19 protein-coding genes are annotated in these 19,128 nt (G+C 73.6%); 7 read left to right on the forward strand and 12 right to left on the reverse strand.

Features of this window, described 5'->3' with window-relative positions:
- Nucleotides 1-110 precede the first annotated feature (110 nt).
- From MPTA5024_RS03875 to MPTA5024_RS03900, 6 genes are read right to left on the reverse strand one after another with little or no spacing between them, the layout of a single operon-like run.
- Nucleotides 111-857, reverse strand: a complete 747-nt coding sequence (locus tag MPTA5024_RS03875) for a copper homeostasis protein CutC (RefSeq protein ID WP_036319915.1) — start codon at nucleotides 855-857, stop codon at nucleotides 111-113.
- Nucleotide 858: 1 nt separating this feature from the next.
- Nucleotides 859-1,809 (reverse strand): asparaginase, encoded by a 951-nt coding sequence (locus MPTA5024_RS03880; protein WP_036319917.1) that lies wholly within the window; start codon nucleotides 1,807-1,809, stop codon nucleotides 859-861.
- Nucleotides 1,799-2,650, reverse strand: coding sequence for an amino acid ABC transporter permease (locus MPTA5024_RS03885; protein WP_051457671.1), 852 nt, complete (start codon nucleotides 2,648-2,650; stop codon nucleotides 1,799-1,801). The genes MPTA5024_RS03880 and MPTA5024_RS03885 overlap by 11 nt, the downstream gene beginning before the upstream one ends.
- Nucleotides 2,647-3,291 carry an amino acid ABC transporter permease gene (locus MPTA5024_RS03890; RefSeq protein WP_036319918.1) on the reverse strand — a complete coding sequence of 215 codons (645 nt, stop codon included), beginning with the start codon at nucleotides 3,289-3,291 and terminating at the stop codon, nucleotides 2,647-2,649. Before MPTA5024_RS03890 ends, MPTA5024_RS03885 begins: the two co-directional genes overlap by 4 nt.
- Nucleotides 3,291-4,220, reverse strand: a complete 930-nt coding sequence (locus tag MPTA5024_RS03895) for a glutamate ABC transporter substrate-binding protein (RefSeq protein ID WP_036323068.1) — start codon at nucleotides 4,218-4,220, stop codon at nucleotides 3,291-3,293. The genes MPTA5024_RS03890 and MPTA5024_RS03895 overlap by 1 nt, the downstream gene beginning before the upstream one ends.
- 21 nt (nucleotides 4,221-4,241) lie before the next feature.
- A complete protein-coding gene (locus MPTA5024_RS03900) occupies nucleotides 4,242-4,970 on the reverse strand; it encodes an amino acid ABC transporter ATP-binding protein (protein ID WP_036323071.1) in 729 nt (242 codons plus the stop codon).
- 104 nt (nucleotides 4,971-5,074) lie between these two features.
- Here MPTA5024_RS03900 and MPTA5024_RS03905 point away from each other — a divergent pair, with 104 nt between their 5' ends.
- The 3 genes from MPTA5024_RS03905 to cpt all read left to right on the forward strand — a co-directional run bounded on the left by MPTA5024_RS03905 (nucleotide 5,075) and on the right by cpt (nucleotide 7,523).
- Entirely contained in the window at nucleotides 5,075-6,217 is a 1,143-nt protein-coding gene (locus MPTA5024_RS03905; protein WP_051457672.1) for an ROK family protein, read from the forward strand.
- 27 nt (nucleotides 6,218-6,244) lie between these two features.
- The gene (locus tag MPTA5024_RS03910; RefSeq protein ID WP_051457673.1) at nucleotides 6,245-6,910 is read left to right on the forward strand and encodes an HAD hydrolase-like protein; all 666 of its coding nucleotides are present in this window, start codon (nucleotides 6,245-6,247) and stop codon (nucleotides 6,908-6,910) included.
- A 76-nt stretch (nucleotides 6,911-6,986) separates the two neighbouring features.
- Nucleotides 6,987-7,523, forward strand: a complete 537-nt coding sequence (gene cpt / locus MPTA5024_RS03915) for a chloramphenicol phosphotransferase CPT (RefSeq protein ID WP_084369403.1) — start codon at nucleotides 6,987-6,989, stop codon at nucleotides 7,521-7,523.
- 17 nt (nucleotides 7,524-7,540) lie between these two features.
- On the opposite strand, the gene MPTA5024_RS03920 is transcribed toward cpt, so the two are convergent.
- The 3 genes from MPTA5024_RS03920 to MPTA5024_RS03930 all read right to left on the reverse strand — a co-directional run bounded on the left by MPTA5024_RS03920 (nucleotide 7,541) and on the right by MPTA5024_RS03930 (nucleotide 11,718).
- On the reverse strand, nucleotides 7,541-9,241 hold the full coding sequence (locus MPTA5024_RS03920; protein ID WP_051457674.1) for a glycerol-3-phosphate dehydrogenase/oxidase: 1,701 nt from the start codon (nucleotides 9,239-9,241) through the stop codon (nucleotides 7,541-7,543).
- Nucleotides 9,242-9,287: 46 nt separating this feature from the next.
- Nucleotides 9,288-10,805 carry a glycerol kinase GlpK gene (glpK, locus tag MPTA5024_RS03925; protein ID WP_036319933.1) on the reverse strand — a complete coding sequence of 506 codons (1,518 nt, stop codon included), beginning with the start codon at nucleotides 10,803-10,805 and terminating at the stop codon, nucleotides 9,288-9,290.
- Nucleotides 10,806-10,881: 76 nt separating this feature from the next.
- Nucleotides 10,882-11,718, reverse strand: a complete 837-nt coding sequence (locus MPTA5024_RS03930) for an MIP/aquaporin family protein (RefSeq protein ID WP_036319936.1) — start codon at nucleotides 11,716-11,718, stop codon at nucleotides 10,882-10,884.
- Between the two features lie 312 nt (nucleotides 11,719-12,030).
- On the opposite strand from MPTA5024_RS03930, the gene MPTA5024_RS03935 reads away from it, so the two are divergent.
- Both MPTA5024_RS03935 and glpK (MPTA5024_RS03940) read left to right on the forward strand, forming a co-directional pair.
- Complete coding sequence (locus MPTA5024_RS03935) at nucleotides 12,031-12,798, forward strand: IclR family transcriptional regulator (RefSeq protein WP_036319939.1); 768 nt, start codon at nucleotides 12,031-12,033, stop codon at nucleotides 12,796-12,798.
- A 38-nt stretch (nucleotides 12,799-12,836) separates the two neighbouring features.
- Nucleotides 12,837-14,348: a glycerol kinase GlpK gene (glpK, locus tag MPTA5024_RS03940; RefSeq protein WP_036319941.1), complete on the forward strand. Its 1,512-nt coding sequence runs from the start codon at nucleotides 12,837-12,839 to the stop codon at nucleotides 14,346-14,348.
- Between the two features lie 24 nt (nucleotides 14,349-14,372).
- Here glpK (MPTA5024_RS03940) and MPTA5024_RS03945 read toward each other — a convergent pair whose 3' ends face one another.
- The gene (locus tag MPTA5024_RS03945; RefSeq protein WP_157099282.1) at nucleotides 14,373-14,702 is read right to left on the reverse strand and encodes a hypothetical protein; all 330 of its coding nucleotides are present in this window, start codon (nucleotides 14,700-14,702) and stop codon (nucleotides 14,373-14,375) included.
- A gap of 239 nt (nucleotides 14,703-14,941) precedes the next feature.
- Between MPTA5024_RS03945 and MPTA5024_RS03950 the strand changes: the two genes are divergently transcribed.
- On the forward strand, nucleotides 14,942-15,640 hold the full coding sequence (locus MPTA5024_RS03950; protein WP_036319945.1) for a methyltransferase domain-containing protein: 699 nt from the start codon (nucleotides 14,942-14,944) through the stop codon (nucleotides 15,638-15,640).
- Between the two features lie 124 nt (nucleotides 15,641-15,764).
- Here the strand turns inward: MPTA5024_RS03950 and MPTA5024_RS03955 are convergent, their stop codons facing one another.
- Nucleotides 15,765-16,586 (reverse strand): class I SAM-dependent methyltransferase, encoded by an 822-nt coding sequence (locus MPTA5024_RS03955; protein WP_036319948.1) that lies wholly within the window; start codon nucleotides 16,584-16,586, stop codon nucleotides 15,765-15,767.
- 132 nt (nucleotides 16,587-16,718) lie between these two features.
- Between MPTA5024_RS03955 and MPTA5024_RS03960 the strand changes: the two genes are divergently transcribed.
- Nucleotides 16,719-18,038: a PP2C family protein-serine/threonine phosphatase gene (locus MPTA5024_RS03960; RefSeq protein WP_232326167.1), complete on the forward strand. Its 1,320-nt coding sequence runs from the start codon at nucleotides 16,719-16,721 to the stop codon at nucleotides 18,036-18,038.
- Nucleotides 18,039-18,063: 25 nt separating this feature from the next.
- Here MPTA5024_RS03960 and MPTA5024_RS03965 read toward each other — a convergent pair whose 3' ends face one another.
- Entirely contained in the window at nucleotides 18,064-19,086 is a 1,023-nt protein-coding gene (locus MPTA5024_RS03965) for a LacI family DNA-binding transcriptional regulator (protein ID WP_036319951.1), read from the reverse strand.
- Between the last annotated feature and the right edge of the window lie 42 nt (nucleotides 19,087-19,128).

Genomic DNA, 19,128 nt, shown 5'->3' on the forward strand with positions numbered 1-19,128 from the left:
GGGGGGCCGGGCCGGCGCGCGGCCCGCGGCGCCCGCCGGGCGGCGGGCGCTCCCCCCACCTGCCCAGTCTCCGCCCGCCCATCGGGCGGCCGGGTCATGAATCGGCAATGTCAGGCCCCGGCGGCGGCGATGACCTCCGACACCAGCGCGCCCGAGGTGACGCGGCGCACGAACTCCGACTGCCGAAGCTCGCCCCCCATGTACGGGTACGGGTTGCGGTGGACGACCGGGCTGGGCTCGTCGACGAGGGCGGCGAAGTGGATCTCCCTGGCCCCGGTCGCCTCGACGACCCTGCCGGCGTTCCTGGGGGTGATGCCGCCGCCGGGCATGACGACGAGACGGTCGCCGGCCCGCTCGACCAGCGAGGCGATCAGCGGCGCCCCCTCCAGCGCCGTGCTGTCCTGGCCCGAGGTGAGCACCCGGTCGACGCCGAGCGCGACCAGCGTCTCCAGCGCGGCGAAGGGGTCGGCGGCCATGTCGAAGGCCCGGTGGAAGGTGACCGACAGGCCCTCGGCCGCGCCGATGAGCCGCTTGGCCACCTCCTCGTCCACCTCCCCCTGGGGGGTGAGCGCCCCGATGACGACTCCGTGGGCGCCCGCCTCGCGCACGGCCTCGACGTCCCGCTCCATGGCCTCGATCTCGTACCGGTCGAAGACGAAGTCGCCGCCGCGCGGCCGGATGATGACGTGCACCCGGATCGAGGAGACGGCCGCCAGCGTGGCCTCGACCGTGCCGAGGGTCGGCGTGAGGCCGCCCTCGAACAGCGCGGCGCACAGCTCCACCCGCTGCGCCCCGGCCTGCTCGGCCGCCACGGCGCCGGCCGTGCTGTCGATGCAGATCTCGTAGGTCAGACTCATCTCATTCCCCCAAAGCGTGGATCTCGCCGACCGGGACGCCCCCGCCCAGCACCGGTACCGTCGTGAACTCCGCGGCCCCCGTCACGTCGCCCCCGGCCGCGCGGAGCGCGGCGAGCGCGACGGCCGTCGTCGCCCGCGGGCTGCCGTCGATCACCTTCACCGCGGCCGCGTGCCCCGAGGCCAGCGCGACCACGAGCACCCCCTCGGCGCCGCCCTTCGCCACGGCTCCCGGCAGCGCCCGCATGAGCCCGGTGTTCACGTGGCCGGTGCCGCCGACGTACTCGGGGTGCGCCCGCATCGCGTCGGCCACGGCCCGCGGCGCCGTCCCGGGGGCCGCCAGCACGAGGGCCTGGACGGCCCGGGCCAGCCCGGCCAGGGACAGCCCGAACAGCGGCGCGCCGCAGCCGTCGACGGCGACGTGGGCGGCCTTCTCCCCCGAGAGGTCCTCGACGACCGACCGGACCCGCCGCTGCACGGGGTGGCCGGGGTCGAGGTACGACTCCGTGGGCAGGCCGGACGCGACCGCCGCGGCCAGCATGGCGGCGTGCTTGCCCGAGCAGTTCATCCGGTCGCGCGAGGGCCCGAGGCCGGCGCGGATCAGGGCGTGCCTGGCCGGCTCGTCCTCCGGCCAGTCGGGCGGGCAGCCGAGCGCCTCGGCGGTGAGGCCCGCGCCGGCGAGCATCTCGGCCACCAGCCGGACGTGGACGTCCTGCCCCGTGTGGCTCCCGGCCGCGATGGCCAGGCTGCGGCCCTCCAGAGGGGCGCCGTCGAGCAGGCAGGCGAGCGCCTGGAACGGCTTGGCCGACGAGCGGGGCAGCACCGGCGCGGCGACCGCGCCGCGGGCCACGGCCGTGCGGCCGTCCGGCGCGAGCGCGACCGCGCTGCCGTAGTGGACGCTCTCCACGAAGCCGGACCGGACGACTTCGGCGAGCGGGACGAGATCAGCCGGCACCGGCGGTCCTCCTGCGGGGCTGGCGCGCCTCCAGCGCGCGGGCGAGCTTCGACAGCGACGCGTTGACCACCAGGTAGATCAGCGCGACGACGATGTAGGTCTGGATGAGCAGGCCGTTGTAGTTGGCCAGCACCTTGCCGCTGTACAGCAGCTCCGCGTAGCTGACGACGAAGCCGAGCGAGGTGTCCTTGAGCAGCCCGACCGACTGGCTGACGATCGACGGCAGCACGCGGCGCAGGGCCTGCGGGAGCACGACCAGGCGCATCGACTGCCCGTGGGACAGGCCGAGCGCGAGGGCCGCCTCCCCCTGGCCCCGCTCGACCGACAGCACGCCGGCCCGGAAGATCTCGGCGAACGCCGCCGCGTTGGACACCGCCAGCGGCACCACGAGCTTCCAGAACAGCGGCAGGTCGACGCCGTACCGCGGCAGCGCGAACAGCACGAGGTAGACCAGCAGCAGCGCGGGGATCGTCCGCACCACCTCGACGTACGCGCCGGCGGGCAGGCGCGCCCAGCGGCGGTGCGACAGCCGTCCGAGCGCGAGCGCGAGCCCGGCCGCCATGGCGAGCGCGGCCGACACCACGGCGGCGAGCGCCGTCGACCAGAGCCCGCCGAGCAGGTAGCGCCACATGGGCCAGGTCGCGTACGGCTGCCAGCGGTCGGCGGCGAGCTGGCCGTTCGCGGCGAACTGACGGACGGCCAGCGCCACCAGGGCGAGCGCGACCAGTGCCCCCGCGACGGTCGCCACCCGGATCCTGCGGCGGCCGCGCGGCCCCGGCTCGTCGAACAGGAGCGTGCTCGACGGGGCGCTCGCCCGGCGGCGCCCCGGCGCGGCGGTCACCGGGCCACCGCCAGCCGCCGTTCGAGCCGTCCGGTGACGAACCCCGCGACGGCCGCGACGGCCGCGTAGGCGAGGCCGGCGCCCACGAAGATCGGGATCGGCTGGGCCTCCAGCAGGTTGACCCGGTTGGCCGCGGCCGTGAGGTCCACGACGCCCACGGCGGCGACGAGCGAGGTGTTCATGGTGAGCGCGATGAAGATGTTCCCGAGGGGCTGGACGACGGTCCGCAGTGCCTGCGGCAGCACGACGTGGCGCAGCGACTGCCCGAATGTCAGCCCGAGCGCCCGAGCCGCCTCGCCCTGGCCTGCCGAGATCGCGTTGACGCCCGAGCGCAGCGCCTCGGCGATGTAGGCGCCCTCGTACAGGGCGATGACCACCATGGACGTGACGAGCAGGCCGGCCTTGATCCCGATCTCCGGCAGGCCGAAGACGGCGAGCACGAGCAGCACGAGCAGCGGCAGGTTCTGGAAGGCCTCGACGTACGCCGTGCCGGCCGCGCGCAGGACGGGCACCGGGCCGACCCGCATCGCGGTGACCACGACTCCGACGACCGCGGCGCCGGCGAACGACGCCGCGGTCAGCTCGAGCGTCACGACGAGCCCCTGCCAGAACTCGGGCAGGTGATCCAGGATCGCGGACATCAGGAGCCCGGGACCGACCCGATCGCCGGCGGCGTCGGGGCCGCGCCCTGGACGACCGTGCCGAGGGAGTTCTTCCAGATCCGCTGCCACAGGCCCTGGCCCTGGATCTTGGTGAGCCAGTCGTTGACGAACTTCTTGAACTGGTCGTCCCCGTGCTTCAGCCCGATGCCGTACGGGTCGGTGGTGAACGGGCTGCCCACCACCTGGAGCGACGGGTCCTTCTTCGCGTCGGCGACGAGCAGCGTCTCGTCCTGGACGTACGCGACGCCGCGGTCCTGCTTGAGCGCCTGGACGCACTCGGGGTCGCCGCCGAAGGTGACGATCTTCGCCTGCGGCGCGAGCTTCTGGATGGCCGGGATCGCGGGGGTGTTGGCCCCGGCGATCACGGTCTTGCCGTTGAGGTCCGCCGGCGAGGTGATCCCCGTCGTGCCCTTCTTGACCGCGATGCTCAGGCCCGAGGAGTAGTACGGCCCGGCGAAGGCCACCTGCTGCGCCCGCTCGGGGGTGATCGTGTAGGTCTGGAAGACGACGTCGACCGTGCCGTTGCTCAGCAGGGCCTCCCGGGTCTCGGACGCCGAGTTGACGATCTTCACCTTCGGCTGCCCGATGATGTACTTCGCCAGGGCCTTGCCGAGGTCGGCGTCGAAGCCCTCCACCTCGCCGGTCGACGGGTTCTGCTGGGACAGCAGCGGCGCGTCGAGCGAGCCGCCGACGATGAGCTCGCCGCGCTGCTTGATCTTCTCCATCGTCGAGCCGGGGAGGATGTCGGCGGCCGCGGCGACCGGCGCCGCGGCGAGGAGGTCGCCGCCGCCCTTGGTCGCGCCCGGCACGGCGGAGTCCGCCGAGTCCGTCCCGCCACAGGCCGAAAGGCCCACCAGGCCCGCCATCGACACGGCGGCGACGGCGGCCACCCGCTTCATGGACACCATCGTGCCCACCATCCTTTGCGATCAGTGCGTGAGTACCTTGGCCAGGAAGTCCCTGGCCCGATCGGTCGTGGGAGCGTCGAAGAAGGCGTTCGGCTCCCCGGTCTCGACGATCCGGCCGCCGTCCATGAACACCACCCGGTCGGCCGCCCGGCGGGCGAACCCCATCTCGTGGGTGACGACCACCATGGTCATGCCGTCCGCGGCGAGCCGGACCATCACGTCGAGGACCTCGCCGACCATCTCGGGGTCGAGCGCCGAGGTCGGCTCGTCGAACAGCATCACCTTGGGCCGCATGGCCAGCGCCCGGGCGATGGCGGCGCGCTGCTGCTGGCCCCCCGACAGGCGGGCCGGCAGCTTGCCGGCCTGCTCCGCGATGCCCACGCGGGCCAGCAGCTCGCGGGCGTCCCGCTCCGCCTCGGCGCGGCTGACGCCGCGCACCTTCATCGGCGCGAGCACGACGTTCTCCAGCACGGTCTTGTGCTGGAACAGGTTGAAGGACTGGAACACCATGCCCACGTCGGCCCGCAGGCGGGCGAGCGCGCGCCCCTCCGCCGGAACCGGCACGCCGTCGACGAGGATCTCGCCGTCGTCCGCCGTCTCCAGCCGGTTGAGGCAGCGGCACAGCGTGGACTTGCCCGAGCCGGACGGCCCGATCACCACCACCACCTCGCCCCGCGCCACGTCGAGATCGACGTCGTGCAGCACGTGGTGATCACCGAACCATTTGTTCAGTCCTCGTACCCGAATCATCGCCATCTTCCTTCGAAATCGAAGATAAGGCGGACCGTAATAGATGATTCTGGCCCAAGTCAACGCACTAGCGCAGAAAGTCAACTCGTGGTATTCCTCTCCTCATGTCAGGCAAAGAGAGGTTGCCGGTGCGGGGGGCCCAGGGCGACCTCCTGCGCCTGGTCGCCGCCGGCCAGGCCGAGTCGCGGGCCGAGCTCGCCCGTATCTCGGGCCTGGCCGCGTCGAGCGTCTCCCTCCGGGTCGAGGAGCTCATCGGCACCGGGCTCCTCGTGGAGGAGGGGGCCGGCACCTCGCGCGGCGGGCGGCGGCCCCGCCGGCTGCGGCTCAGCCCCAGCGCGGGCGTGCTCGCGGTCGCCGACCTGGGGGCGCACCACGCCCGGCTCGGCCTGCTCGACCTGAGCGGCACCCCGCTCGTCGTCGAGGAGCGGCCCTGCGACATCGCGCTCGGGCCCGAGGCCACGATGGACTGGATCGCGGAGTCGTTCGAGGACCTGCTGCTGCGGCACGGGCCGCCCGGCGTCCCCCTGCGCGGCGTGGGCACCGGCATCCCCGGGCCCGTCGACCCCGCGACCGGCCGCGTCGTCGCGCCCTCCCGGATGCCGGGGTGGAACAACTTCCCGGTCGCCGAGCGGCTCGGCTCGCACTTCGACCTGCCGGTCCTCGTCGAGAACGACGCCAACCTGATGGCGGCCGGCGAGGCGCGCTCCTGGCCGGGCCGCGAGACGCTGATGGTGCTCAAGGCCGGCAGCGGCATCGGCTGCGGGGTGATCGTGAACGGCGCCCTGCACCGCGGCCGGGGCGCGGCGGGCGACATCAGCCACGTCCGGGTCCGCAGTGACTCGTCCGTGACCTGCTCCTGCGGCCACCTCGACTGCCTGGAGGCGTACGCCAGCGGCGCCGCCCTGATGGCCGTCCTGGGCGAGCAGGGCATCGCGGTCGAGCGGCCCGGGGACATCGTCGCGCTGGTGGAGGACGGTGTGCCCGAGGCCACGGCGCTGGTCAGGAACGCGGGCCGGCTCATCGGCGAGGTCCTCACCGTGCTGGTGAACTTCCTGAACCCGGACGCCATCGTGGTCGGCGGCGGCCTGTCCTCGGCCGAGCCGCTGATCTCGGCGATCCGGGCCGCCGTCTACGAGCGCTGCCTGCCGCTCGCGACCCGTGATCTGGAGATCGCCGCCAGCCGCTCCGGGCCCGACGCGGCCCTGCTCGGCGCCGGGGCCCTGCTGCTCGACGCCGTGCTCACCTGAACGCCCACGTGGATTGGACAGCCGTACGTGACCCGACACTGCCTCTTCGACCTCGACGGCACCCTGACCGACCCCGAGACCGGCATCGTCGCCTCGATGCGGCACGCCCTTTCCGCGGTCGGGATGCCGGAGGTGGAGCACGGGCGGCTCCGCTCCCTGATCGGCCCGCCCCTCCAGGACGGCTTCCTCCGGCTCGGCGTCCCGCCGGAGCGTCTCGATGACGCGATGCACGCCTACCGGGAGCGCTACACCGCCGGCGGAATGTACGAGAACGAGGTCATCGCGGGAATCCCCGCCGTGCTGGAGGCTCTCCTCGCCGGCGGCCGGACGCTGGCGGTGGCGACGTCGAAACCGGCCGTCTTCGCGGAGAAGATCCTCGTGCACTTCGGGCTCGACGGCTTCTTCACGTACGTGGCCGGGGCGACGCTCGACGGGTCCCGGCGGCACAAGGCGGACGTGATCCGGCACGCGCTCGGCGTCCTCGGCGCCCCGCCCGAGGACGCCGTCATGATCGGCGACCGCAGGGAGGACGTCGCCGGCGCGGCCGCGTGCGGCGTCCGGAGCGTCGCGGTGACGTGGGGGTTCGGCGAGACGGCCGAGTTCGCCGATCCCGGCCTCATCGCCGTGGTGGACACGCCCGGACGCCTCCTCGAGGTGCTGATGCGGACGGCGGGCGCCCCTCCGGCAGGCTGATCGCCGGAGCCGCAGGGGCGGCCCCGGCGGAAAAACGGTTTCCGGCCGTGCAGACCGGGCCTCTACCGTGGACGCCGTGACGACTCAGGTGATCGTGCTCAACGGCGGATCCAGCGCGGGCAAGTCCGAGATCGTCCGGCACCTGCAGGCCGTCCTGCCGCAGCCGTGGCTCGCCTTCGGGGTCGACTCGCTCCTTGAGGCGATGCCCGAATCCATGCAGGCGTCGGCCGCGGGAATCGAGTTCGCCCCCGACGGCGGAGTGGACGTCGGGCCGCAGTTCATGGCGCTGCAATCGGCGTGGATGGAGGGGGTCGCCGCGACGGCCCGGGCCGGGGCGCCGGTCGTCATCGACGACGTCTTCCTCGGCGGAGCGGCGACCCAGCAGCGGTGGCGGCGCGTTCTCGGCGGGCTGGAGGTCCTGTGGGTCGGCGTCAGGTGTGACAGCGCGGTCGCCGCCGAGCGGGAGAGGGCCCGGGGCGACCGGATCCCGGGAATGGCCGTGACGCAGGCGGCGGTGGTCCACGAAGGCGTGATCTACGACCTGGAGGTGGACACCACGCACACCGAGGCCTCGAAGTGCGCGGAGACCATCGCCGCTCACGTCACGACGTAGGCGAGGCCGCCGTCCGGCTAAGCCACGTGCTGCGCCGGGGCGGCCGCCGCGATGCGTACGGCGTTGGCGGCGGCGTCGTCCGGCTCGCGCTGCGCCGCGAGGTCCGCCTCCACGCCGCGCCGGTAGGCGTCGATCTCGGCGCGGACCCGGTCGTCGTCCCAGCCGAGGACGGGCGCGACCAGCGCCGCCACCTCGGGGGCGGCGGCGAGGCCGCGGTCCCGCTCCTCCATGAACACGCGGGTGCGCCGGACCAGGACGTCCTCGAGGTGCAGCGCGCCCTCGTGCGACGCCGCGTAGACGGCCTCCGCCTTGAGGTAGCCCCCGGCGCCCGGGATCGGCTCGCCCAGCCGCGGATCGTCCGCCACCAGGGCGAGAAGCTCCTCGGCGCAGGAACCGTACCGGCCGAGCAGGTGGTCGACGCGCGCGACGGGCAGCCCCGAGCGCTCGGCGAGCCGCCGCCGGTTGTTCCGCAGCGCCTCGAAGCCGGCGGCGCCGAGGACCGGCACCCGCTCGGTCACCGACTCGGGGACGGCCTCGCCGAGATCGGCCACGGCCACGTCGACGGCGTCCTTGGCCATGACCCGGTAGGTGGTGTACTTGCCGCCCGCGACGATCACCAGGCCGGGCTCCGGGCGGATGACCGCGTGCTCGCGCGACAGCTTCACGGTCTGCGCGGAGCCCGAGCCGGCGAGCAGCGGGCGCAGACCGGCGTACACCCCCTCGATGTCGGCGTCGGTGAGCGGCGTCCGGAGGACGGCGTTGACGTGGTCGAGGATGTAGTCGATGTCGGCCCGGGTCGGCGCCGGCTCGACCTTGTCCAGGTTCCACGGGGTGTCGGTGGTGCCCACGATCCAGTGCGGCCCCCAGGGGATGACGAACAGCACGCTCTTCTCGGTCCGCAGGATCAGCCCGGTGTCGAGCCGGATCCGGTCGCGCGGGACCACGAGGTGCACGCCCTTGGACGCCCGCACGGTGACGCCGTGCGACGCCCCCGCGAGCCGCTGGATCTCGTCCGTCCACACGCCCGTGGCGTTGACCACCTGGCGGGCGCGGACCCGGATCTCGGTGTCGTTCTCCAGGTCGCGCACGACCGCGCCGGTGACCCGGCCGCCCTCGCGCAGGAACCCGGTGACGCGAGTCCGGGTGGTGACGCAGGCGCCGTACTGCGCGGCCGTCCTGGCCACCGTCATCGTGAAGCGGGCGTCGTCCACCTGGGCGTCGTAGTACTGGATGGCGCCGACCAGGGCGTCGCTGCGCAGGCCGGGGGCCGCGCGCAGGGCCCTGCGGTGGCTGAGCTGACGGTGCCGCGGCACCGCCCGGGCGCCGCCGAGCGTGTCGTACAGCAGCACCCCGGCCCCGACGTAGCCGCGCTCCCAGACACGGTGACGGAGCGGGAACAGGAACGGCACCGGGCGGACCAGGTGCGGGGCCAGCCGCGTCACCAGCAGGCCCCGCTCCCTGAGCGCCTCGCGGACCAGCTTGAAGTCGAGCTGCTCCAGGTAGCGCAGCCCGCCGTGGATGAGCTTGCTCGACCGGCTGGAGGTCCCGGCCGCGAGGTCGCGGGCCTCCACCAGCGCGACGGACAGGCCGCGCGAGACCGCGTCGAGCGCGACCCCCGCGCCGACCACGCCGCCGCCGACGACGAGCACGTCGAACTCGTCGTCCGACAGCCTCCGCAGCGCCGCCTCCCGGGCGCCCGGGCCCATGGCTACAGACATGTGGTGTGATCTCCCTTTGTGATCGGCGGGGGGCGCGGAGGCGCGGTCAGTCGACGTCGACCCAGTCGAGGGTCCTGGTGACGGCCTTGCGCCAGCCGGCGTAGCCGCGCTCGCGCTGATCGTCGGTCCACTGGGGCTCCCAGCGGCGGTCCTCGTTCCAGTTCTGCTTGAGGTCGTCGGTGGACTTCCAGAAGCCGACGGCGAGCCCGGCGGCGTACGCGGCGCCGAGGGCGGTGGTCTCGGCCACGACCGGCCGGGACACCGGGACGCCGAGGATGTCGGCCTGGAGCTGCATGCACAGCTCGTTGGCCGTCACGCCGCCGTCCACCCGCAGCACGTCGAGGACGACGCCGGAGTCCTGCTCCATCGCGCCCACGACGTCCTTCGTCTGGTAGCAGATCGACTCGAGCGTGGCCCGGGCCAGGTGGGCGTTGGTGTTGTAGCGGGACAGCCCGACGATCGCGCCGCGTGCGTCCGACCGCCAGTACGGCGCGAACAGCCCGGAGAACGCCGGCACGAAGTAGACGCCGCCGTTGTCCTCGACCTGACGGGCGAGGGCCTCGCTCTGCGCCGCGCCGGAGATGATGCCGAGCTGGTCGCGCAGCCACTGCACGGCCGACCCGGTGACCGCGATCGAGCCCTCCAGCGCGTACACCGGCTTCGACGAGCCGAACTGGTAGCACACCGTGGTCAGCAGGCCGTTCTGCGAGCGGACCAGCTCGGTGCCCGTGTTGAGCAGCAGGAAGTTGCCGGTGCCGTAGGTGTTCTTGGCCGTGCCGGGCTCGAAGCACACCTGGCCGACGGTCGCGGCCTGCTGGTCGCCGAGGTCGCCCGTGAGGGGCACCTCGCCGCCGAGCGGGCCCCCGGGGCGGGTCGCGCCGTACAGGTCGGGGTTGGAGGAGGGCCGGATCTCGGGGAGCATCCGTCGGGGGATGCCGAAGAACGACAGCAGCTCGTCGTCCCAGTCGAGCGTCTCCAGGTCCATCAGCATGGTGCGGCTGGCGTTGGTCGGGTCGGTCACGTGGACGCCGCCGTCGGTGCCGCCCGTGAGGTTCCACAGCAGCCAGGTGTCGGTGTTGCCGAAGATCGCGTCGCCGCGCTCGGCGGCCTCGCGGACCCCGTCGACGTTCTCCAGGATCCACTGGATCTTGCCGCCGGAGAAGTACGTGGCCGGGGGCAGCCCGGCCTTCCGGCGGATCACCTCGCCCTTGCCCTCCCGCTCCAGCGCGGAGGCGATGCGGTCGGTGCGGGTGTCCTGCCAGACGATCGCGTTGTAGTAGGGGCGGCCGGTGCGGCGGTCCCACACGACCGCGGTCTCCCGCTGGTTGGTGATGCCGAGCGCGGCCAGGTCGGACGCGGTGAGGCCCGCCGTCCGCATCGCGGTCTCGATGACGGCCCGGGTGCGCTCCCAGATCTCGGTGGGGTTGTGCTCGACCCATCCCGCCTGCGGCAGGATCTGCTGGTGCTCAAGCTGGTGGCGGGCGATCTCGTTGCCGCCGTGGTCGAAGATCATGAAGCGGGTGCTGGTCGTCCCCTGGTCGACCGCTCCGACGTAGTCAGCCATTCTCGTGTGCCTCTCGTCTCGTGTGGGTGCCGGGCTCCGGCGCGTCGTCCGCCCCGGTGGCGGCCGCCGCTGGGGCTCAGCCGGCCTGGCCGGCGGCGGGCTCGTACGTCGCAGGCTCGGGGGTGCGGCCGGGCTCGGGAGCATCCTCGCGCGGCAGGAAGCGGGCGACCAGGACCTGGTAGAGGCCCGCGCCGATCAGGCCGCCGATCAGCGGGCCGACGATCGGCACCCAGAAGTACAGCCCGCCGTACTGGTCGCGGAACGCCGTGCCGTACCCCGTGATGAAGGACGCCAGGCGGGGGCCGAAGTCGCGGGCCGGGTTGATGGCGTACCCGGCGTCGGTGCCCCACGCCATGCCGATGGCCACGACGAGCAGGCCGACGATGAACGGCGCGAGGTTGGCCAGCGGGGCGGAGTTGCGCTCGTCGGAGATGGCGAAGATCAGGAAGAGCAGGATGGCGGTGCCGATGATCTGGTCGCGCAGGGCGCCCCACTGCGTGACCGGCAGCGCCCCGTTGCCCGGCAGGGTGGAGAACACGCCCTGCGTCTTGACCGTGTGCCCGGGGTCGACCTTGGCCAGGACCTCGCTGTAGTTCCAGCGGACCAGCAGGGCCGCGACGAACGCGCCCGCCGTCTGCGCCAGCGAGTACGGCAGGACCTTCCGCCAGGAGAAGCCCTTGAAGGCGGCCAGGGCGACGGTGACCGCCGGGTTGAGGTGGGCGCCGCTCAGCCGGGCGGCCGTGTAGACGCCGAGGACCACGCCCAGTCCCCAGGCCCAGGCGATGCTGTCGTGGTCCCCGATGCCACCCGCCACCACCTGGGCCACCACACCCACGCCGAACAGGATGAGGACCGCCGTCCCCGCGAACTCGGCCGCCAGCTCGCCGAGCAACTCTCTGCGTCCTTGCGCCATCTCTCCTCCTTCGACCTCGCCCGGCCTCGCCCGTCCTCGCCGTCCCCGCACAGGCGGGACCCGTTCGCTGTGAACTCTCCGGGCTGTCCGGACGCTAAATCCGGTTTCGGATGGCGTCAACGAATGCCTGTCGGCATTGTCGAACACTGGCCACGTTAGACGGGTCGTACTAGGCTCGCGCCTGTGACGCAGGCCACTACTTTCCGCTACGATTCCCCCGTTTTACGGAAGATCTTCGCGCGGCGGCCGGGGGTCCGGTCGGTGGAGTGTCGGCATTGTCGAACACCTTCCGGCGCCGCTAGGATCCCGGTCGTGCCGGGTTCCGTCCAGTCCATCGAGCGCGCGGCCGCGATCCTGCGGCTGCTCGCGCAGGGGTCCGGGCGGCTCGGGCTCAGCGAGATCGCCAACTCCCTCGGGCTGGCCCGCGGCACCGCGCACGGCATCCTGCGCACGCTCCAGCTCGTCGGCTTCGTCGAGCAGGACGACGCGACCGGCAAGTACCAGCTCGGGGCCGCCCTGCTGCACCTCGGCACCAGCTACCTCGACGTCAACGAGCTGCGCTCACGGGCGATCAACTGGGCGGACGCGCTCGCTGCCCGCAGCGGCGAGGCCGTGCGGATCGGCACCCACCTGCAGGGGAAGGTCCTCGTCGTCCACCACGTGTTCCGGCCGGACGACAGCCTCCAGACCCTCGACGTCGGCGTGCTCCTGCCCATGCACGCCACCGCTCTCGGCAAGGTCCTGCTCGCCTACGACGCCAACGCGGCCGCCGCCGTCCAGGACGGCGAGCTGGAGCAGTTCACCCGCCGCACGATCCGTACAACCAAGGAGATGAGCCGTGCCCTCGCCGGCGTCCGCGACTGCGGGTGGGCGGCCGACGTCGACGAGATCGGCATGGGCGAGGCGGGGGTGGCCGCCCCCATCCGCGGGTACGGAGGGCTCGTGGTGGGCGCGATGGGCATCTCCGGCGCCGCCGAACGCATCTGCGACGCCCCCGGACGCCCCCGCCCCGACCTCGTGGGCTATGTGCGCGACGCCGCGCGGGCGGTGTCCCGCGACCTCGGCGCCTCCCGCTGGTAGCCCCCTCCCCCCGTCCGCCCGCATGGAGGTAGGCCACCGTGGCTGAACGCTATGTGATGTCCATCGACCAGGGAACCACCTCGACCCGGTGCATCCTGTTCGACCACCACGGCCGCCTCGTGTCGGTGACGCAGCGTGAGCACAAGCAGCACTTCCCCCGGCCGGGGTGGGTGGAGCACGACGCCGTCGAGATCTGGCGCAACCTGGAGCGGATCGGGCCCGAGGCGCTCGCCCAGGCGGGCATCGGCCCGGACGAGGTGGCGGCGGTCGGCATCGCCAACCAGCGTGAGACCACCGTCCTGTGGGACCGCCGCACCGGCCTGCCCGTCACCCCGGCCGTGGTCTGGCAGGACACCCGCACCGACACGCTGGTCGACGAGCTGTCCCGGCGCCCGGACGCCCACGTGGTGCGGGAGCGCTGCGGCCTGCCCCTGGCGACCTACTTCTCCGCGCCCACCATCCGGTGGCTGCTCGACCACACCCCCGGCCTGCGGGAGCGGGCCGAGCGCGGCGAGGTCCTGTTCGGGACCATGGAGAGCTGGCTCATCTGGAACCTCACCGGCGGCCCGGACGGCGGCGTCCACGTCACCGACGTGACCAACGCCAGCCGGACGCTCCTGATGGACCTGCGCGCCCTCGCCTGGGACGACACGCTGCTCGACTTCTTCGGCGTGCCCAGGGCCATGCTCCCCGAGATCCGCCCGTCCAGCGAGACGTACGGCGTGGCCCGGCGGGTGGTGCCCGGCGTGCGGATCGCCGCCGCCCTCGGCGACCAGCAGGCGGCGCTGTTCGGGCAGACCTGCTTCCACCGCGGCGAGGCCAAGTGCACCTACGGCACCGGCGCGTTCCTCCTGCTCAACACCGGCAACGAGCCGGTCACCTCGACCCACGGCCTGCTCACGACCGTCGGCTACCAGATCGGCGACCAGCCCGCGGTGTACGCGCTGGAGGGGTCGATCGCGATCACCGGGGCGCTCGTCCAGTGGTTCCGCGACCGGCTCGGCATCATCAGCACCGCCCCCGAGATCGAGACCCTGGCCCGGACGGTCGAGGACAACGGCGGCTGCTACATCGTGCCCGCGTTCTCCGGGCTGTTCGCGCCCCACTGGCGCAGCGAGGCCCGGGGCATCATCGTCGGCCTGACCTCCTACATCACCAAGGGGCACCTCGCCCGGGCGGTGCTGGAGGCCACCGGCTGGCAGACCCGCGAGGTGGTCGACGCGATGAACGCCGACGCCGGCATCGCGCTCACCACGCTCAAGGTCGACGGGGGCATGACGGCCGACAACCTGCTCATGCAGTTCATCGCCGACGTGCTCGACGTGCCCGTGGTGCGGCCGATGGTCGCGGAGACCGTCTCCCTCGGCGCGGCGTACGCGGCCGGGCTGGCCGTGGGTTACTGGCCCGACCTGGAGGGCCTCCGGAGCAACTGGCACCGGGCGGCGCAGTGGCTGCCGTCCATGGACGCCGGGCGGCGCGAGGAGGAGTACGACAACTGGCGCCGCGCGGTCGAGCGCACCTTCGACTGGATCAAGCCACCCGCCGGCTGACCAGGGCGCTGGCGGGCGGCCGTGTCATGAGGTGGGGCCGACGCCCGGCTCCGGGTCCGGCATGCCGGACTCGTCGTCGGGGGTCTCCACGTCGGACGGGCCGCCCAGCAGGCCGGGCAGCGCCGGCGCCCCCTTCGCCGGGCCGCCGGCCGGCTCCGGCGTCTCCGGCGCCGGGGTCTCCACGTCTCCGGGACCGCCGACCAGGCCGTCGTCGGGCTGGGGGGTGCGCGGAAGGAGCCCGCCCCCATCGGCCGTTCCGCTGTCCGCGCCGGACCTGCGGGTCACCGCGTCGCTCTCGCCCCGCACGGCGCCCTCGTCCTCCTGGCCCGCGGGCTCGCGTTCGCTCTCGTTCATCACCGTCACCTGCCCCGGCGCACGGCGTCCATCCCTCCTCGCAGAGGGCTTCCGGCGCGGCCGGGTGCGGCCCGCCGCCTGGGGGTAGACGACAGGTGACCCCGCGGGACGCGGCGGCCGTCCGGGACCGCTGTCACGGTCGCGACCTCCGGTCGCGGCGGAGGAGCGGGTCAGGCGGCGGCGCGAGCCAGACGGGAGGGACCGATGAGCCTCGTCCGCGGACCCGGCCGGGGGCCGGCGTGAACCGGCGGCGGCGCGACCTGCTCGACCGCGACCTGGAGTGCGCCGCGGCCGGCCTGATCGCCCACGACTCACGGCTGCGCCCTCTCGACGTGCGGGTCCGCTTCGACGGAGGCGTGGCCCACGTGGACGGCGAGGTGGCGGACGAGCGCCACCTCCCGCTGCTGCGCGAGACGCTCGGACGGCTGGGCGGGGTGCTCGCGGTGTGGGACCGGGTGCGGGTGGGCGGCGCCGAGCCCCGGGTGGTGGACATCGGCTGCGGCGACGTCAAGCAGCACCCCGGCAACATCGGCGTCGACGTGCGCCCGACGCCCTCGGTCGACGTGGTGGCCGACCTGGTCGACGGCGTCCCCCTGGCCGGCGAGTCGCTGGACCAGGTCTTCGCGGTCCACGTCCTGGAGCACCTGCTCGACTTCCTGCCGCTGCTGCGGGAGTGCCACCGGATCCTGCGTCCCGGCGGCGTCCTGCACGTGCTGGCCCCCTGGTGGGGCCACGTCAACGCGGTCGCCGACCCCACCCACGTCCGGCTGATCGACGTGCAGACCTTCAAGCATCTGTGCCGGCCCGACCGGGAGGGGCTGTGCTGGTACCCCCTGCTGGTCACCCGGGACGAGTCGACCGTCTTCGCCGACCTGATCCCGGTGAAGGGCCCCTGGACGCCGGCCGACGACAGGCGGCTGGCCCGCTTCTTCGACTGACGTCCCGCGTCTGTGAGAGGCTGCCGAACCCCGGGCGTCCGGAACCGCCCGGGAAGCCGGAGCGGACGGGGCTGTGGAGCGGGTGCGCAGTGAGCCGCTGTGTGCTCTTCTTCTGGAGCCCCTCTCAGCTGGTTAGCGTCTCGCGGGGGGCGAGGGCGGCCGTGATCATGTGCCCGGTGGCGCCGAGCAGCGTCGGGTCGCCCTCGGCGCGCCGGGCCGCGTTCAGCAGCGCCGTCCGCCGTTCCGGGTCGTCCAGCCACGTGTCCAGGGCCTCGTACCAGGCGAAGACCCCCTCCAGCGCGTACCGTCGCGCGCCGGGCAGCCCCGCGTCGGCGAACTCCCCGAGGGTCTCGTCCGGGTGGTGGAAGTAGGCCGTGGTGAACCCGCTGCCCGGATGCGAGCGCAGAAGCCCGTCGCCGGCGACGTCGTCGGCCACCCGGCGCACCGCCTCGTCGGCGTACGCTCCCTTGCGCACCAGGTCGTGAACGGCCGCCCACCTGCTGATGGTCGCCGCCGCCACGACCCCGCCCGGCCGTACGGCACGGCGGGCCTCGGCCAGCGCGCGGACCCGGTCGGCCCGATCCGGGAGGTGGTAGAGCGGGCCGAGCAGCAGCACGGCGTCGGCCGTCGCGTCGGCGGCGTCGAGGGCCCGGGCGTCCCCCAGCGCCGCCGTCACCCCCGGCAGCCCGGACGCCCGCTCGACGTGCGCGGGCACGGGGTCGACCAGGTCGACGGCGTACCCGTCGGCGGCCAGCCACTCCGCGTGCACCCCGGTGCCGCCGCCGACGTCGAGGACGCGGGCGGGCGGGGGCGGGAGCAACCGGCGCAGGACGTCCTGTGTCCGCCACAGTTCCAGCCGGCCCCTGCCGGACCGGAGCCGGGTGTCCTCGCCTCCCCCGAGGTAGTACTCGAGGATCTCCGGCGCGAGCTCAGGCGGTTTCCCCATGATCAGAGGGTGCCGAACCCGCCGCGCCGCGATCAACCGGATTACCCGGCGCAACCGCTCGACGGGTACCGAACGTATCCGAAATAGCGTCTGCCTCTCGTCACGCCGTGGCGTGATGGTGGAGGATCGTAGGTGGCGACAGCCCTCCGAGGAACGGGGGTGGCCATGCGTGGGCGGGAAGCACCGAACGAGACCGACGGAGGTCTGCTGAGGACCCTGACCGAGCTTCTCGAGACCAGTCACCGGGCCGCGGTCGAGGACCTTCCGGCCATGGTGGGAGCGAGCGCCCGGCGGGCCGGGCTGGGCGACGTCCAGATCTACCTCATCGACCTGCAGCAGAACGTCCTGCGACGCCTGCGGGGGCGTCACTTCGGCGGAGGAGCCCCCCTCGAGACGGCCGACGCGATCCGCGCCCTGGGGTCCGACGCCGAGCAGGACGAGATCCGCGTCGACACCACCCTGGCGGGCCGGGCCTTCCAGGAGGTCCGGACCCTGGCGAAGACCGGCCCCGGCGACCGTCCCGAGCACTGGTGGGTCCCCCTGGTCGACGGCAGCGAGCGCATCGGCGTCCTGCGCGTCGCCCCGGCCGGGGACGACGAGGGGGCGATCGAGGCGATGCAGCACCTCGCCTCCCTCCTGTCGCTGCTCCTGGTCAGCAAGGGCAGCTTCAGCGACACCTACGCCAGGATCGTCCGCAGCCGGCCGATGAACGTGGCCGCGGAGCTGCAGTGGAACCTCATGCCGCCGCTGACGTTCAGCGACAGCGTGGTGACGATCGCCGGCATGCTCGAGCCCGCGTACGAGATCGGCGGGGACGCGTTCGACTACTCGATCGCCGGCACGGTCGCACACCTCGCGATCTTCGACGCGATGGGCCACGACGTGTCGGCCGGGCTGACGGCCAACCTCGCGGTGGCCGCGTGCCGCAACAACCGGCGGCAGGGCATCGGCCTGACGGACAACAGCGAGCAGATCGAGCAGGTCCTGATCGAGGAGTTCGGCAAGGCGAACCGGTTCGTGACCGCCATCCTCGCGGACCTGGACACCACCACCGGGACCTTCACCTGGGTCAACCGGGGGCACCATCCACCGGTCGTCATCCGGCGGGGCCGCTGGATCGCCACCTTGCAGTGCCCGCCGGCCCATCCGATGGGTCTCGGGCTCGGCCTGCCCGTGACGCTCTGCCGCGAGCAGCTCGAACCGGGCGACCGCGTGCTCCTCTACACCGACGGCATCACGGAGCTGCGGACGCCGGGCGGGACGGAGTTCGGGCTGCCGCGCTTCGTCGACTTCGTGATCCGGCAGGAGGCGTCCGGGCTGCCCGTGCCCGAGACCCTCCGCCGGTTGACCCGCGCCGTCCTCGACTACCACGACCACCGGCTGGACGACGACGCCACGGTCCTGTTCGTGGAGTGGCACGGCCCGCCGCAGCGTCTGGACGACGAGGCCTGACCGGCGTCGTTCCCCCGGCCGGCACTCAAGCGGGCAGGGGGACGGGCGGTACGCCGGCCGTGCTCTCGCGCACGACGAGGCGGTGGCTCGCCCGCACCTCCCGCGGCGGGCCGCCGGGGCCCCCGTCGACACGCCGGCGCAGCAGCTCGACCGCCGTACGGGCGAGCTCGGCCTTGTCGGGGGCGACCGTGGTCAGCGTCGGCGTGCTGAACCGGCCGTCCTCGATGTCGTCGACGCCGGCCAGGGCCACGTCCTCGGGCACCCTCAGCCCCGACGACAGGACGGTCCGCATCGCGCCCAGCGCGAGCAGGTCGTTGAAGCAGAAGACGGCGTCCGGAGGATCGGGCTCCGCCAGCAGCCGGGCCATCGCGGCGGCGCCCTCCGCCCGGCTGTAGCGCTCCACGGCGGCGGTCAGCCGCGGCAGCCCACGGGCGGCCACCGCCTCGGCGTACCCGGCCAGCCGCAGGGCCGCCGTCCCGGTCGCCGGGTCGTCCTGGACGCCGAGGGCGGCCACCCTCCGCCGGCCCAGCCCGATCAGGTGCTCGGTGACCTCGCGGGCCGCCCGCACGTTGTCGATCGCCACGTGGTCGGCGGGGCCGTCGTAGATCCGCTCGCCGAGCAGCACGAGTGCGCTGTCGTCGGTGCGCGCGGCGAGCTCCTCGGCGCCGATGGCCACCGGGCTGAGGATCACGCCGTCAACCCGGTGGTCCCGTACGCCGTCGAGCACCTGGCGCTCCCGCTCCAGGCTTCCGTCGGTCTGCTCGATCACGACGATCCACCGGTGCCCGGCCGCGGCGTGGATGACGAACCGCGACAGCTCGGCGAAGTAGGGCGGGTCGAGCTCGGGCAACGCCAGCGCGATCACACCCGTGCGGCCCAGCCGGAGGTTGCGGGCCGACAGGTTGGGACGGTAGTCGAGCTGGGAGAGCGCGTACTCGACCTTGGCCCGGGTGGCGGCCGACACGTGCGCGTAGCCGTTCACCACGTTGGAGACCGTCTTCACCGACACGCCCGCCAGCAGCGCGACGTCGCGCAGACTCACTCCCATCGAGTTCAGCCCTTCGATGCCGGACGGCGTCCCCCGCCGTAC

Source organism: Microbispora sp. ATCC PTA-5024 (assembly GCF_000511135.2).
Classification (GTDB): Bacteria; Actinomycetota; Actinomycetes; order Streptosporangiales; family Streptosporangiaceae; genus Microbispora; species Microbispora corallina.